Source organism: Amycolatopsis sp. WAC 01416 (assembly GCF_003947485.1).
GTDB lineage: Bacteria > Actinomycetota > Actinomycetes > Mycobacteriales > Pseudonocardiaceae > Amycolatopsis.
In genome coordinates this window covers 578,017-593,577 of the sequence record NZ_QHHX01000005.1, presented here as the reverse complement: position 1 = coordinate 593,577, position 15,561 = coordinate 578,017, and the positions used below count along the sequence as shown (strand labels likewise).

General features: G+C 69.9%; 13 protein-coding genes. All 13 read right to left on the bottom strand.

What is annotated here, in order from left to right; genetic code table 11:
* Positions 1 to 57: 57 nt before the first annotated feature.
* The 13 genes from DL990_RS19980 to DL990_RS19925 all read right to left on the bottom strand — a co-directional run bounded on the left by DL990_RS19980 (position 58) and on the right by DL990_RS19925 (position 15,560).
* Positions 58 to 1,785, bottom strand: coding sequence for a CoA transferase (locus tag DL990_RS19980; protein ID WP_125799535.1), 1,728 nt, complete (start codon positions 1,783 to 1,785; stop codon positions 58 to 60).
* A gap of 83 nt (positions 1,786 to 1,868) precedes the next feature.
* Complete coding sequence (locus tag DL990_RS19975; protein ID WP_125799534.1) at positions 1,869 to 3,188, bottom strand: acyltransferase; 1,320 nt, start codon at positions 3,186 to 3,188, stop codon at positions 1,869 to 1,871.
* Between the two features lie 340 nt (positions 3,189 to 3,528).
* Entirely contained in the window at positions 3,529 to 5,199 is a 1,671-nt protein-coding gene (locus DL990_RS19970; protein WP_125799533.1) for a (2,3-dihydroxybenzoyl)adenylate synthase, read from the bottom strand.
* A gap of 23 nt (positions 5,200 to 5,222) precedes the next feature.
* Entirely contained in the window at positions 5,223 to 8,009 is a 2,787-nt protein-coding gene (locus DL990_RS19965) for a cytochrome P450 (protein ID WP_125799532.1), read from the bottom strand.
* A 138-nt stretch (positions 8,010 to 8,147) separates the two neighbouring features.
* A complete protein-coding gene (locus DL990_RS19960) occupies positions 8,148 to 8,876 on the bottom strand; it encodes a class II aldolase/adducin family protein (RefSeq protein ID WP_125785171.1) in 729 nt (242 codons plus the stop codon).
* Positions 8,873 to 8,995, bottom strand: coding sequence for a hypothetical protein (locus DL990_RS42185; RefSeq protein WP_255431380.1), 123 nt, complete (start codon positions 8,993 to 8,995; stop codon positions 8,873 to 8,875). Before DL990_RS42185 ends, DL990_RS19960 begins: the two co-directional genes overlap by 4 nt.
* Positions 8,992 to 9,624, bottom strand: a complete 633-nt coding sequence (locus tag DL990_RS19955) for a DsbA family protein (protein ID WP_125799531.1) — start codon at positions 9,622 to 9,624, stop codon at positions 8,992 to 8,994. Before DL990_RS19955 ends, DL990_RS42185 begins: the two co-directional genes overlap by 4 nt.
* Entirely contained in the window at positions 9,621 to 10,541 is a 921-nt protein-coding gene (locus DL990_RS19950; protein ID WP_125799530.1) for a thioesterase family protein, read from the bottom strand. Before DL990_RS19950 ends, DL990_RS19955 begins: the two co-directional genes overlap by 4 nt.
* On the bottom strand, positions 10,538 to 11,335 hold the full coding sequence (locus tag DL990_RS19945; RefSeq protein ID WP_125799529.1) for an alpha/beta fold hydrolase: 798 nt from the start codon (positions 11,333 to 11,335) through the stop codon (positions 10,538 to 10,540). The genes DL990_RS19950 and DL990_RS19945 overlap by 4 nt, the downstream gene beginning before the upstream one ends.
* Complete coding sequence (locus DL990_RS19940; protein ID WP_125785175.1) at positions 11,332 to 12,159, bottom strand: beta-ketoacyl synthase N-terminal-like domain-containing protein; 828 nt, start codon at positions 12,157 to 12,159, stop codon at positions 11,332 to 11,334. Before DL990_RS19940 ends, DL990_RS19945 begins: the two co-directional genes overlap by 4 nt.
* Positions 12,156 to 13,271, bottom strand: coding sequence for a beta-ketoacyl synthase N-terminal-like domain-containing protein (locus DL990_RS19935; protein WP_125799528.1), 1,116 nt, complete (start codon positions 13,269 to 13,271; stop codon positions 12,156 to 12,158). The genes DL990_RS19940 and DL990_RS19935 overlap by 4 nt, the downstream gene beginning before the upstream one ends.
* Entirely contained in the window at positions 13,249 to 14,361 is a 1,113-nt protein-coding gene (locus DL990_RS19930; RefSeq protein ID WP_125785177.1) for a beta-ketoacyl synthase N-terminal-like domain-containing protein, read from the bottom strand. The genes DL990_RS19935 and DL990_RS19930 overlap by 23 nt, the downstream gene beginning before the upstream one ends.
* A complete protein-coding gene (locus DL990_RS19925; protein WP_125785178.1) occupies positions 14,358 to 15,560 on the bottom strand; it encodes a beta-ketoacyl synthase in 1,203 nt (400 codons plus the stop codon). The genes DL990_RS19930 and DL990_RS19925 overlap by 4 nt, the downstream gene beginning before the upstream one ends.
* Position 15,561 lies beyond the last annotated feature (1 nt).

Sequence of the window (15,561 nt, the reverse complement as noted above, 5' to 3'; positions counted from 1 at the left end):
TCGCACCACATGGTCCCAGCGTTCTCACCAGGTGGACATCTCCTACGCTGCCACGGATCAAGAAAAGGCCCACGGTGAAGTGGCGATCGCACATCCGTTCCGCTCGAACCGCCCGGGATGGCGCGACACGAGCGTGCCGAGGTCGCGCCGGACGGGCACCGCGATCGGGCCCAGCCTCCGTGCCCAGTCCGCCACCGGCCGCGTGCCCAGCGCCTTGGTGATCGCGTCCGGTAGTTCTTCGCTTGATGGCAGCGAAATGCCGAGGAGCGAACACAGCGCGTCGACGTCGTCGGTCACGATCGCGAGCAGCCCGTCGGCCGCCGCGAAGACGCCGTCGACGGCGGCGGGCGACGGCTCGTGCAACAGCGCGTCCGCCGCGGCCAGCAGCGACGTCGTGACCTCGCCACCGCGGCCGGTGCGCTGACGCGCCACCAGCGCGGCCAGGATCCCTTCCGCCGAAACGAATCCGCCCGCGACGTCCACCATGATCATCAACGTCGGACGCGGCGGTGCCCCGGCGTGCGTCAGCGCGTCGGCCACCCCGGAGTAGGCCTGGACCATGTAGTCCGTGCCGGCGGGCGGGTTCTTCCCCAGCGCGTCACCCCAGCCGCACGCTGCCGCATACACCAGTCCGGGGTTCACCGCGTGCAGGGTGGCCGCGTCCAGGCCGAGCTCGATGTCCTTGCCGGGCGCCCAATTGTGCAGGAAGACGTCGGCGTCGCGGATCAGCTCCAGGACTTCGGCACGGCCCTCCGCCTGCTTGAAGTCGATCTCGGCGACCCGTTTGCCGTCGTTGAGGACGCGGAACTTCGCCGAGCAGTCGCCCGCCATCGGCGGCATGCCCCGCAAGGGGTCGCCGCCCGGCGGTTCGATCCGGGTGACGGTCGCGCCGAGCAGCGACAGCAGCCGGGTCGCCAGCGGGCCCTGCACCCGGCGCGTCGACTCGACGACGTGGATTCCGGCGAGCGGAAGACCTGCGGTGGCCCCGGATCCGGGCGGCGCCGCACGTCCGGCACGGAAGGACCACGGCGGTGAGCCCGCGTCAGGATCGGTGCGCCGGTCGGCCACCGTCCGCACCGGGCAGACGTGCATCCCGGTCGACGCGGCGATCGAGCGGATCTCCTCGAACGAGGTGGACTCGGCCGCCTCGTGCAGCTCGCGTGGGAGCGACACCGACGCACGTTCGTAGCGGAGGAGGAACGGCCGCCAGCCCCGGCCGATCGCTCGTTCCGGCGTTCCCAGCGAGGCCCAGAACCGTTGCCAGGCCTCACCGCTGAAGGCTTCGACCTCGAACGCGACTCCGTCGGCGGAGACGAACGGCGGCCGCGCCGCCGACGGCGTTCCTTCCTGTCCCTCGGGATCCTCGTCCGCGGTGGCGGCGGCGATGTACTGCCCGACCGCGAACAAGGCGACGCCGTCCGCGCCCAGCTCGACCCGGGACACCGGGTTTCCGCGCAGCTGAGCCAAAGTCGTGGCCAGCATGCCCTGGACGGCGGCGATTCCCGTGAGCACCGAAACATAGTCGACGCCCAGCGGGCGCGGCTGAGCCTCCGACCGTCCGTGCAGTGCCATGATCCCGCAGTCGGCCTGCACGAGGTTCTCCGGGAACTGCCCGCGCAAACCGGCCTCGGCCGAAACGCCCGGCCCGATCAGGCTGAGGGGTCCGGGTCGCGCGGCATCGACTTCGGCCTCCAGCATCCGCAGCCGATCGAGCGCGGTCTCGACGGCCGGGCCGGATCCACCACAGTGGACCCGGAAACCTTTCAAAGGGGCGGAAAAGGACACGACGAACCTCCGGAAGCGAATGCGGGAACGGCCTGGCGTCCGCTGCGGCGGACGCCAGGCCGGAAGGGTCCGATGGCGAAGGACTACACCGGAACAGATTCCCCACGCGGTGGCGGCACCGCGGCGGCCTTGCGGGCGGCCCGGCGCTTGATGACCCGCTCGCCCCAGTTCATCAGCGGGCGTTCCAACAGGTAGTACGAGATCGTCGACAGGATGATCGTGCCGACCAGGGTGACCAGTTGCAGCTCCCAGAACCCGGTGCCGGCGCGGATCATCATCAACGGCATCGGCTCCCCGTTGAAATAGGCGTTCGGCTTCTGCAGATAGAAATGCATCACCGCGAACTGCCACAGATAAACGCCATAGGAGATCTTGCCGATGAACAGGATCACCCGGTTGGTGAACACCGCGCGGATGAAGCGCGACTCGGGTCCCGGCGCGACCATCGAAAGCAACAGGGTCGCCGAGAGAATGGCCAACAGGCCGTAGAAGATCCCGAGTGCGGTGAGACTGTAATAGTCGTCCATGCCGATTTCACTGCCGGGACGGGCGCAGTTGATGAGCAGGCAGGTCAGCGCGATGCCCAGGAACAGCACGCGGTGGCGGCCGGCGAAAGCGAGCAGCTTGGGCGTATCCCGAGGCGACGCCTTCTGCAGCTCCAGCCAGATCGCGATGACCATACCGATCGCGACCTCGGGCATCAGACCCATCGGGTACCAGAACAGCGCGCGGGTGCCGAGGCCGTTCATCTGCGAGTACAGCAGCCAGGCGATACCGGCCGCGAACAGGAGCGGCACCGGGAGCATCATCCGGTACGCCCGCGCCCGCGCGGTCTTGCCGCGGGACGCGAACTTGAAGGTGGCCCAGGCGAGCAGCGGCAGCAGGAGGTAGAACTGCGCCATATCCGGCACGGTCCACGTGATCTCCATGCCGTTGCTCCAGCCGTCCCAGTCGTAGATGTGCAGCAGCAGCATCGGACGGAGGACGTCCCACAGGTTCTCGACCTGCTGGAGGTTCAGCGCGACCAGCACCACGAGGTACATCGCGTAGTACGCGGGGAGCAGGCGCAGCACCCGCCGGATCACCGTGCCTTCGCGTTTGCGCGGAGTGCCGTTGATGATCGACTTCGCGAAGCCCTGGTAGACGAACATGCCCGTGAGCACGAAGAAGACGCCGGCGAAGATCTGCAACCCGCCGGTGAAGAAGCCACCGACCGCACTGGTCGAAGCGATCGTGCCGCCGAGTTCCTTGGTGCCGAGCACTCCCGCGATCATCGCGACGTGTGTGAAGAGCAGGGCCAGCGCGCAGACCCCGCGCAGGCCGTCGACGGCGAGATAGCGTTGTTTGGCTGGCTTTTCCGCGGCTGCGGGCGGCCCGCCAGTCCGCGTTGCGGTAACGCTCATTTGTGCGTCCTTTCTCCCAAAAGCGATGGGGGTGAACCGCGTTCGAGCATTTCCACGTCACGCGGCGGAACCCAGACCAGTAACCGGCTGCCTCGCAAGCTTCGCACCGCCGTATGGGCCACGTCTTATCCCATTCTGCGAGCATTTCCGCCGTGAGCGGGGTCGTGAAGACCAGTTCGAAGGCTACTGCGGTTTCAGCCTTGATCAACGGAGGATCGGGGACACTCACCGTCCCCGATCCTCCGTTGATCAAGCACGGCCGGTCGAGAGGGGCGACACCGATCCCAGCGGCAGTCGAAGACAGTCCGCCAGAACCGTCCTTACCACTCACGAGGCCGGCTCAGGCGGCTTCTTCTTCGAGGCGTCGCGCGATGTCCGCGCGCAGGACCTTCTTGTCGATCTTCCCGATCGGTGTGCGCGGCATCGCGTCGACGACGACCAGCCGCTCCGGCAGTTTGAACCGGGCCACCCCCGCCGTCTCCATGACGTCGATGACGTCTTGCAGCGCGACGGAATTGCCGGGGGTCGGCACGACGTAGAGGCAGCCGCGCTCCCCCAGCACGGGATCCGGCATCGCGACCGAGGCCGCCATCTCCACCGAGTCGAGCTGATAGGCGAAGGACTCGACCTCCTCGGCCGCGATCTTCTCGCCACCGCGGTTGATCACGTCCTTGGTGCGCCCCTCGACGACGACGTAGCCGTCCGGGCGCAGCCGCACGACGTCGCCCGTGCGGTACCAGCCGTCCGGGGTGAAGGCGCGCTCGTTGTGTTCGGGCGCGCGGTAGTAACCGCGGATGGTGTACGGGCCGCGGGTGATCAGCTCGCCCTGCTCGTCCGGCGGGACCGGATTCCCGTCGGGGTCGACGACACGCAGTTCGTCGGCCGGATTGATCGGGCGGCCCTGGGTGTCGCAGGTGATGTCGAACGGGTCGTCCAGCCGGGTGAGGTTGGTCAGCCCCTCCGCCATCCCGTAGCCCTGCTGCAACGTGCAGCCGAACACCGAGCTGATCTGCCGGACCAGCTGGTCCTGCAGCCGCGCGGCGCCGAGCGTCAGCACCTGGAACGACGACAGGTCGTGGTGCTGGTCGGCCTCGCGGTACTCGAGCCAGCGCACCACGATCGCCGGCACCACCGACGTCACCGTGGCACGTTCGGTCTCGATCGCGCCGAGCGAGTCACGCGCGGACGGCGACGGCGAGACGACCACGCGGCCGCCCGCCCACAGCACGCCGAGGATCGCGCTCAGCGGGTAGTTGTGCCCGAACGGCAGCACGGCGAGATACACCGAAGAGGCGCCGAAACCGAAAGCGTCGGCGGATCCGTCGACGTAGCAGGCGTAGTCGTCGTGGGTGCGCGCGATGAGCTTCGGCAAACCCGTGGTGCCACCGGAAAGGATCAGCAGCGCGACCGAACGAGGGTCGGGAGCCGACGCGTCCAGCTCGGTGCGCGCCGCCGCGGGATCCGGCGCCGGGGCACAAAGGGCGCGCAGGTCGACGTGGCCGTCGCGGACGTCACCGGCGACGATGACGTGCTCGATCGTCTCGGCCCCGGCGGCGATCCCGGCCGCGAGTTCCTGGTGGTCGAAGTCCTTCACCCGGTCCGGCACGGCGATCGCGCGTGCCTCGGACAGCTCGGCCAGGTAGGACAGTTCGTGCCTGCGGTGCTGGATCAGCGCCATCACCGGGATCACGCCGAGCCGGAAGCACGCCAGCGTCAGCACGACGAACTCCCAGCCGTTGGGCAGCTGCATCAGGAGCCGGTCGTCGGGCCGGAGACCCAGCGCACGCAACCGCTGGGCGGCACCGTCCACACGGGACAGCAGTTCGGCATAGGTCAGCCTGAAGTCGCCGTCGGTCAGCGCTTCGACGTCCGGAGTCGCGTCGGCGGCGGTCACGAAGCGCGAAGCGAGCGCCTGGCCCTTCCAGTGGCCTTCGGCGACATAGCGCTCGACGAGGTCGGCGGGCCAGGGGACCGTTCCCGCACGGCTCGGCTGGACAGGTTTCGAGGGCACGACGGCCTCCCTTTCTCGTGGAATCATCCGAAGGACACGAAGCGCGCGGGCATGGACTTGGCGCCGTTGACGAAGTTCGATTCGAGCCGGGTCACCGGCCCGGTCAGGCGCAGGCGGGACAGCTGCGGCAGCAGTTCGGTCAGCAGCGTCGACATCTCCAGCCTGGCCAGATGCGCGCCGAGGCAGAAATGCGGGCCGATCCCGAACGACAGATGGGGGTTGGGATCGCGGCCGAGGTCGAGCCGGTCCGGATCGGTGAACACGGCCGGGTCGCGGTTGGCCGAGGTGTAGTAGACGACGACCTTGTCGCCCTCGGCGACGGACTGCCCGGCGATCTCCGTGTCCCGGACGGCGGTGCGGCGGAACTGCATGATCGGCGTGACCCAGCGGATCAGCTCGTCGACCGCGGTGGCCACCGGCACTTCGCCGGACACCAGCCTGTCCCGTTCCGCCGGGTTGTTCACCAGTGCCTCCAGCGAACCGGAGATCAGGTGACGGGTGGTTTCGTTGCCCGCGACCACCAGCAGCAGCCAGAAGCTGCAGAACTCGCGGTCGCTCAGGTGTTTCCCGTCGACCTCGGCGTTGACCAGCCTGCTGATCAGGTCGTCGGTCGGGGTCTCGCGCCGGGACATGCCGAGCTTCATCGCGTAGGCGAACGCCTCGGCGAAGGTCCGGCGGTACGCCTCGACGTCGCCGCCGCCGAACTCCGGGTCGTCGAAGCCGACCAGCGCGTTGCTCCAGCGGTAGAGCAGGTGCCGGTCGTCCGGCGGGAACCCGAGCAGATCGCACAGGACCAGCAGGGGCAACTCGGCGGCGAAATCGGCGACGGCGTCGAACTCGGCGCCGTCGGTGACCTTCTCCACCAGCCGCCGCGCGTGCCCGGCGATGCTGTCACTCAGCCCGCGGACCGATTTGGGCGTGAACACGGTCGCGACCAGACGGCGGATCCGGACGTGCTCCGGGCCGTCCATGCTGACCAGCAGTTGCCGGGTCTGCTTGAGGTCACCCGGCGTGCGCGGGTCGGGCAGGAAGGCGCCCTTGGCAGCGGACGAGAACTCCTCAGGCCGCCGTGACACGGAGTAGACGTCGTCGTAGCGCGTCACCGCCCAGTAGCCGGAGCCGCGCTGGGTGGTGCTGCCGGCACTGGAATGCCGCGTCAGCAACGGTTCCGGGGTCCAGGCCACCGGTTCGGTCTCGCGACGGCGGGCGAACTCCGCATGCGGCACGCCGTCGGCGAACGTCGCCGGATGCGCGATGTCGGGCCGCTCGATGCCGATCACGGCGAAACTCTCGCGCAGCACGTCCTTGCGGAGTTTGCCGGTCGCCTCACGGGGCAGCCGCTCGATGACGTGATACGTCCTCGGGGTTTTGAAGCCCGCCAAGGATTCGCGACAGAACGGGTCCAGCAGAGCGAACAGGTCGGCGGGGGCCTCGCCGGTGACCTCGACGACGGCCTCGAACCGCTCACCGAACTCGTCGTCGGGGACGCCGATGACGGCGACGTCCCGGACCACCGGATGATTGAGCAGCACGGCCTCGATCTCGGCCGGGTACACGTTGACCCCGCCGGAGACGATCATGTCCTGCGCGCGGCCGGTGAGATAGAGGAAGCCGTCCTCGTCGAGGTGGCCGACGTCGCCGAAGGTGAAGGTGCCCGGCTCCAGATGCGCGGACCGCGTCTTCTCCGGGGCGTTGTGGTACCTGAAGCTCTGGCCTTTGACGCGGCGGACGAACACCTGTCCGGAAGCACCGATCGGTTGCGGGGTGCCGTCCTCGCCGAGGATCACGATCTCGTTCGGCGGCACGGCCTTGCCGACGCTGCCGGGATGCGCGAGCCAGTCGCGCGAGCCGGTGAGCGTGACCGCACCGCCCTCGGTGGCGCCGTAGTACTCCGTCAGCACGGGACCCCACCAGTCGATCATCCGGCGCTTGACGTCCGGCGGGCACGGTCCGCCGCCGTGCCACACGCGGCCGAGGCTCGCCCCCGAGAACCGCGCGCGGACCTCCGGCGGCAGCCGCAGCAGGCGGATGAACTGGGTGGGCACCAGATGCGCGGCGGTGATCCGCTCGCGGTCGATGGTGTCCAATGTGGACTCGGGATCGAACGAGCGGCGGATCACCAGCGTCGAGCCGAGCAGCAGACCGAGCAGGGAGAAGAACAGCTGGGACGAGTGGTACCAGGGACCGTCGAGCAGGCATCGTTCGCGCGACGGGACGTCCAGGACGACGTGCGCGTACCGGGTCAGCTTCGCCACCCGGGAGAACGGCGCGCCGACGACGAACAGGCCGTTCACCACGCCTTTGGGCGCGCCCGTCGTGCCCGAGGTGTACAACATCGTGGCGCCGCAGGTCTGTCCATCGGGTTCGGCCGAGGACATCCGCGCCAGCAACGGTTCCGCCGCTTCGAAACCGGCCTCGTCCGCGGAACCGGTGACGATCAGCGTCGCGCATTCCCCCGTGGAACGGGCGACCGCGCGGCCGGCCGTCTCGGCGTACGAAGGCTCGACGACCAGCGCCTTGCTCCCGGAGTCCGAGACGATGTAAGCGATTTCGGGATCGGTGAGATGCCAGTTGATCGGTACCACGGTGATCCCGGAGTGCAGGCAAGCCAGGAGGACCTCGAAGGTCTCGCGACGGTTGCCGAGGACACAGGCCAGCCGGTCACCCTCGCCGATCCCGCGGTCACGCAGGAGGGCGATCCAGCGGTTCACCCGCTCCCCCAGCAGCCGCCACCCGACCGCGCCCGCCTCGTCGACGATCGCGACCCCGGTCCCGTCCTCGGCGATGTAGTCGTTCAGTAGCGTCGGCATGACCTTCCCCTCAATCTCCTTTGGTGAACCCGCGTCCGGTCGTTTCCAGGTATTCGACGAGTAAGGCAAAGTGTGTTGCCAGGGATCACACCGGTGGGTAGTGCCTCTGTGACGAGACCGGCGGCGCCGCCGGCAGACTCAATCCAGCAAGTCCGGTTGGCGGCGCACGAGATCGGCGTACAGCGGCCGGAAGTTGAGCCGCCCCATCCCCGGCGTGCCGATCATCGACGCGGTGTGCCGCGCGACCGCGGGCTCGATCGGTACCGGCTTCCCGGCCGCTTCCGCGAGCAGTTGCACGTGGCACGAGCCGTCCATGGTGGTGAACCACCAGGCCGCCTCCTGCACCGTGCCGCCGACCGTGAGCAGCCCGTGGTTGCGCAGGATCACCGCCTTGCCAGTGCCGAGGCGGACCGCGATCCGTTTGCCCTCGTCGGAATCCAGCACCACGCCGCCGAATTCGTCGAAGACCTCGTGGTCCTCGTAGAACGCGCAGGCGTCCTGGGTGATCGGGTCGAGCTTGCGGCCCAGCGCCGCCCACGCGCGCCCGTAGGTGGAGTGCGCGTGTGCGACGGCGACGACGTCGGGACGCGCCGCGTGGACGTGCGAGTGGATGACGAACCCGGCCGGGTTGATCCTCCCGTCGCCTTCGACGACTTCACCCCGGCTGTCGACCAGCAGCAGGTCGCTGACCCGGACGTGTCCGAAGTGGACGCCGAACGGGTTGATCCAGAACCGGTCCGGGTCGCCGGGGTCGCGGGCGGTCACGTGCCCGCCCGCGCCCTCGTCGAAACCGCGTACCGCGAACAGCCGCATGGTCGCCGCCAGGCGTTGCTTGCGGTAGAGCCGTTCCTCTTCGACGGTCCTCATCCGCAGCCGCCCGGGCTGTCCCAGTCGTAGGCGGCCCCCTCGTCCAGCAGTTCGGCGGGTACGCCGTACCACTGGTCGGTGGGCAGCTCGGTGACCGTGGCCTCCTGGTCCTCGCTCATGCCGCACGCTCCTCTCGCACCGTGGGCTGCCAGACCCCGAGGAAGCCGTCCAGCCGGTCGAATCCCCAGAAGCGGTGGCGGCCCCACTTGAAGTACGGGATGCCGAAGATGTCGTCGAGATAGGCCTGGTAGAGGCATTCGACACCCTCGGCGCGGATCTCCGGGTCGTCGACGGCGCCCACGGCCAGTTCCGGGTCGAGCCCGGCCCGCTCGGCCGCCGCACGCACGATGCCAGGCTCGCAGATGTTCTCGCCGCGACCCCAGCGCGCGTCGTTCAGCGCGTCGTAGAACGGCCACTCGACACCCTCGCGGCGGGCACGCAGCCAGGCCAGATGCGGCAGCTCCCACCACGGTTCGATGTCGATCGGCCAGGCCATCTTGCGGCCCTGCTGCTCGGCGATCCGTTTGGTGTCCATCAACATGTACAGATGCTTCGCGCGGCTCATCTGCACGTAGTGGAACTCGCCGCCGCGCTCGCCGCGGCCGGCCCCGGTGACCGTGTCCGGATCCCAGTACGGGAAGCATTGCAGCTGTTCGAGTGCACCGGGTACCTCGGCGCGCAGCTTGTTGATCGCGAGCCAGCTGTACGGGCTGCGCAGCGAGAAGTACAGCTTGGCGGGCCGGCTCACGCCCGGTCCCCGATCAGCGCGTGCACGACGCCCTCGTCCAGCTGCGCCATCCCGCCCGCGCCAGGACCGGCCGCGATGGCGTAGCCGTGCAGGATCTGGGCGGTCGCGACCGGCACCAGCTCCTGGCCACGCTGGACGTAGCAGTCCATCCGGCCGTCGAACATGACCCCGCGCAGGATGTCGGTGACGGTGAACACCGTGTGCACCGTCTCCTCCATGCGCGCTTCCTCCAGCAGCCGGACGCGGGCGCGGGAGACGACCGGGATCCACGCGCGTTCGGACAGCATGCGGCCGACGGAGATGCCGCGTTCGGCGAGGTACCGGTCGACGACCTCCTCCAGCGTCCGGACGAAACCGGAATGCTGGACGCGGTCGGAGTAGTGGCAGTAGAAGTACGGCGCTCGCCAGGACCACAGGAACGCGCCCGGCGCCGCGGTCAGCACCGACTCGGCGGTCTCGCCCGCCGGGATGGCGATCCGCTCCACTGTGGACGTCAGCGCCGGGACCTCCAGATGCGCCAACGCCTCGGGCGCGGCCGCCGTGCTGTCGGCCGCCCGCTCGCGGACCAGCGCGACGGTGACCTTGCCGCGCAGCACGGTGACCTTCTCGCCGTCGCGGACCACGGAGAGCTGGACGTTCAGCTTGTCGCCGCGGCCGGGCGTGACCTCGACTTCGACCTCGTCGTCGAGTTCCAGCACCGCGGGCAGCTGCACCGAGCAGTCCACGATCTCCGCGCCGAGGCCGTGCGCGAGGAACAGATCGCGCGCACTCGTGCCCTGGTCGCGCAGCCACTGCAGGACACCCTGCTCGACCAGGTACATGAAGTGCTTGAAACCGATCCAGGTGCGGATGTTGGCGCCCTCGAACGCGGGGCGGCCGTGCGTGACGGTCCGGCTTGGCCGCAGGACTGCGGTCATCGGAGCTCACCTACCTTCGGAATGGTCCGGACGTCTTCGACGAGGCCGGTCACCTCGGCCGCGGCGTACCGGGCGTAGCGAACGTGGAAGAAGTGGTCGCCGCGGTCGAGCGTGTGCAGCGTCGCCCCCGGCATGCCGTCGGCGAGAGCGCGCGCCGATTCGGCGGGCAGCGTCGGGTCCATGCCGCCGACCAGCACCTTCGTCGGGATCTCGACGTTGCCGAGCTGGAGGTCGGCGCTCGCGGCGTAGCGGTCGAACACCGCCGCGAAGCCGAGCGGCCCGGCGCGGTTCAACGCGATCTTGACCATGCCGTCGACGACCTCGGGATCCAAAGTGGCCGCCCGTTTGCCGAGCCGGGCGCGGACCCCCTCGCCGACGTGCGCGGTGAACGTCTCGCGCGAACGCTCGAACATCCGCCACGTCACCTCGAACCGGGGCAGCCGGTAGAACGGGCAGAACAACGCCACCGACGAACCGACGCGCGGGTCGAGCCCGCACATCAGGTCCAGCGCGGCGTTGGCACCGAACGAATGCGCGACGAGGACGTCCGGAGTGGCGCCGACCATGTCCAGGCCGTCGCCGAGCCAGTTGCCGAAGGAGCGGTTGCGCCAGCGGAAGTCGTTGCCCGCCTTCCACGGCAGCTCCAGCGAAACGACCCGGTAGCCCTGGTCGAGATGCGCGGCCAGCGGCGTCCAGCTCTTCCAGTGGCCTTCCATCCCGTGTGCGAACAGCACCAGCGGCGCACCGGGCCTGCCGGGCGAGATCGTGTGCGCCTTCACCGCCGAACCGTTCACCGGTACCCCATCTCATCGCTGTGGTGTGTGACGGCGACCGAAACCGACGGCCCGCCGTCCGGCCGGTGCGGGCCGATGCCCACGCGGCCTTCGCCTTCCGCCACGGCGAGGTGGGCGGCGAGCGCGAGCTCCACGACCCCGTGCGCGCCGTAGAAGTCGCCCCACCGTTCCTTGATGTCGAAACCGCCGGATCCGACCGTGCGCCGGGGCGGCGGCGCGACCGGGTCGACGTCGACGACCAGGGGCCCGGCGTTCTCGCGCCAGGGTTCGAGGATCACGCAAGCGCTCCCGGAGCGCAGCGGTCCGTCGTGCAGGATCGAGGCGATTTCGTCCTCCGGTTCGGCGCCGACGAGCACCACCCGCGTGGCCCGGCCGGAGCGCAGCAGCAGACTCGCCATCCGCAGGCCGGCGTGCCCGGCCGTACTGCCGGAACACAGCATCAGGTTGGGGCCGCCGAAGCCGAACCACAGCGCGACCGTGCTGGCCACGACGTTCGGCGACACGTTCGGCGCGTCGAGCACGCTCACCCCGCGGCCGCCTTCCGCCTCGACCGCGCGCGTGACCTTCGCGACCGTCTCGACATTGCCGAGGTTGCTGCAGGCGACCACGGCGGTGCCGGTCTCGATCGGCCCGGTGACCCGGTGCCCTGGTTCGAAACCGAGCGCACGATGCACCGCGCACAACGCCAGCCGGGTCGAGGGTTCCTTGTACAGCAGGCCTTTCCGCCCGAGTACGGTGGCGGCCTTCTCCGGCGGCGCGCCGTCGAACTCCGCGATTCCCGGCAGGTGCAGGCTCCAGCCGGTGAGCAGCAACCGGGCTTTCATACGCGCTCCAGCAGGGTGACGGCGTTGACTCCGCCGAAGCCGAACGAGTTGACCTGCACCAGATCCGGCCGCGCGGTGACCGTGTCCCCGATGACCAGCCGTAATCCGATGCCCTCGTCGAGCGGGTCGGTCAGGCCGGCGACTGCGGGAACCTCGCCGGAGGCGAAGATCCGCAGCGCGACGTCCACATTGACCAGTGCTGCGCTGCCCGAGGTGTGGCCGGTCGACCCCTTCACCGCGGTGACCAGCGGATTCCCGCCGCCACCGAGCACGACCTTGCGCATCGCCTCGCATTCGACCGGGTCATTGAGCGCGGTGCCGGTCGCGTGTGCGACCACGAGGTCCACATCGGACGGTGCGCGGTCCGCACGCGTGTAGGCGTCGGACATCGCGCGGGCGATGCCCTCGATGTCCGGCGCCGTGGCGTGGTGGGCGTCGCAGGAAAGCCCGGTCGCGGCGACCCGGCCGAGCGCCGGGCCGTCCCAGCTCTCGGGCACGACGACGAGCGCCGCCGCGCCCTCGCCGAGGAGTACGCCGGTACGCTCGCGGTCGAACGGGCGGACACGCTCGGTCGGTGTCTCGGCGACGCGCCCGACCATGGCGAGCATCGACCGCGTCATCGCGTCGGCGGCGGCGACCACGACGGCGTCGCATTCGCCCAGTTCCAGCATGTCCTGTGCGAGCGCGAGCACATGGCCGCCGGCGCTGCACGCGTTGACGACCGTGGTCACGTACGCGGCGCCGGGCAGCGTTTCCGCCACGACGTCGGCGAAGTCCAGCCGTCCGGCGGACACCGGCTCACCGGTGAGCGCCAGCCGTTCCACCGCGGACAACTCGCGCAGTCCCGTGCCGACGAGGACGGCGACCCGTTGCGTCGCAATGTCCAATCCGGACTGCGCGACCGCTTCCTTCAGACATTCGGCCAGTAGCCGTCCCGCGCGGAACGGCTCACCGGCCAGCTCGGCGTGGTAGCCATAGGCCACGTTCAGCTGTCCGGAATCCCCGTACCGCAGCGGTGAGACGCCGCAAACGCCACGGAGGAGGCCGTCGAACGTCTCCGCTCCCGAACCGAGGCAGGTGCGCACCGCGCTACCCGCGATCAAGACCGCCATCGGCGTACCTCCTCACGATGGCGGCGCCGACGGCACCGTCCGCGCCCCGCGCGGTGAGCAGGCTCAGCCCGCCGGGGCGGACATCGCGGTCTTCGGCCAGCAGGACACCCAGCGCCACCGCGCCGGAGGCCGCGTCGCATTCGCCGAACAGCCGCTTGACCATGACCCGCTCCGGGCGGTGGCCCAGCGCTCGGACGATCGGGCCGTACTCGCGCTCGTCGCCGTCTTCGACCTCACCGGTGTACACAGTGGACACTTCGGACGCGTCGACGCCCGCCTTCGCGAGGACGCGGTGCACACATCCGGCGAGCGCGGTCTCGGCCGCTTCACCACCGCCCGGCCCGTAGGCCGTCGCGACCGCGAGGACGCCGGCGCGCTGCCGCGTGCCCGCCCACTCCGGGGTGTTCTCCTTGGCCAGCACGAACATCCCGGCCGCCTCACCGGCGGCGACGACGTCGGTCGCCCCGGTCAGATGAGTCGCCCACGCGCGGTGCGGGGTGAACTCCTCCACCGCGCCCGCGACGACGACGTCGACGTGACCGCGCTCGATGGCGTTGCCGGCGTACCGCAGCACGTTGAGGAAACCGAGGGTGCCGCCCGCGATGGTGGTGTTCGCCCCTCGCAGACCGAACCGGATGGCGACCTGCCCGGCGGCGCAGTTCATCACCGTGTTCGGGAACAGCATCGGGTTGACCAGGTACGGTTTGTCCTGCACCAGGGTCTCGCGGGTGTAGTCGCTGGTGGACTTGAAGCTGCCCAGCGAGGTCCCGAGCACCACTCCGATCCGCGGCCGGACCTCGTCGTCGAGGGACACCCCGGCCTCGCGCAACGCCTCCTGACAGCACACCACGGCCAGCCCGGTGGCCCGGTCGTAGGTGCTGGTCCCCTTGCGCCCCAGGTGTTCGCGTGGGCTGAAGCTGTTGAGGAAGTGCCCGCTCGTCGCGGGCAGCGGCTCTTCGTAGAGGTCGCCGATCTCGTGGCCCTTTTCGACTTGGCCCGCCTCGGCCAGAGCGAGCCGCTTCGCCAGCGCGTCCACGCCGACGCCCGCGGAGGTCAGCGCGCTCCAGCCGGTCACCACCACACCGCTCATTCTGGCGCTCCCAACATCACGATGGCGTTGTTGCCACCGAAGGCGAAACCGTCGTTCTGGACCACCCGCACGGTCGCCGGGCGGGCCGCGTTCGGCACCGGGTCGACGCCCAGTTCCGGATCCGCGGTGGTCCAGTTGACCGTGGGCGGCAGGAAACCGCGGTCGATCGCGATGGTCGAGGCAATCGCCCCGAAACCGCAGGCCGCGCCCATGGTGTGGCCGAGCATCGACTTGATCGAGCTGATCGGCGGCGGGCGCTCGCCGAAGACCTCGATCACGGCCTTGCTCTCGACCAGGTCGTTCACCTGCGTGCCGGTGCCGTGCGCGCAGATGTAGTCCACATCGGACGGTGAGATGCCGGAGTTGCGGTGTGCGATGCGCATGCATTCCGCGACCGTCGGCGCGTCCGGCGTGACCGGGTGGATGGCATCGCAGTTGACGCCGTACCCGAGCAGTTCCGCGTAGACCGTGGCGCCCCTTTTCCGGGCGTGTTCGTAGGTTTCCAGGGCGAGCACGGCGCCACCCTCGCCGGTGAGGATCCCCGCGCGGTCCTTGTCGAACGGGGTGCAGGCGTCCTTCGCCAGCGCGCCGAGCCGGTAGAACCCGGCGTGCGCCCAGCGGCACACCGAATCGGCGCCGCCGGCGAAGACGACGTCGGCCTCGCCGCCGGCCAGGAGGTCGTAGGCGTAGCCGATCGCGTAGTTGCTCGCCGAGCAGGCGGTCGCGATGGTCAGCGACTCGCCGGACAAGCCCAGCTCCTCGCTGACCGCGTTCGCCAGCCGGTTGGCGGGCAGCTGGGTCAGCAGGGCCGGGTCCTGCGCGGCGAAACCGCCCTCGATGATCTGCGCGGTGAGCGCCTCCGCGACCGCGGACTCACCGCTGGTGGTACCCATGATCGCGTGGGCACGCCCCGGCGCCACCGACGTCAGGTCGAGCCGGGCGTCGGCGAGCGCCAGCCGCGCGGCACTGGCCGCGAACTGGCTGGACCGGCCCCACTCCGCCGGGTCGACCCGGCGGAGCTGGGCACCCGGATCGAAGGTCTGGACCTCGCCCGCGTTCCGGTGCGGGAACCCGGCCGGGTCGAAGCTGGTGATGGGCGAGATCCCGGATCGGCCGGTGCGCAGCGCCTCGGCGAACGCGGCTATCCCGATCCCGATGCTCGACACCGGGCCGACCCCGGTCACGACAACGCGGGCCACG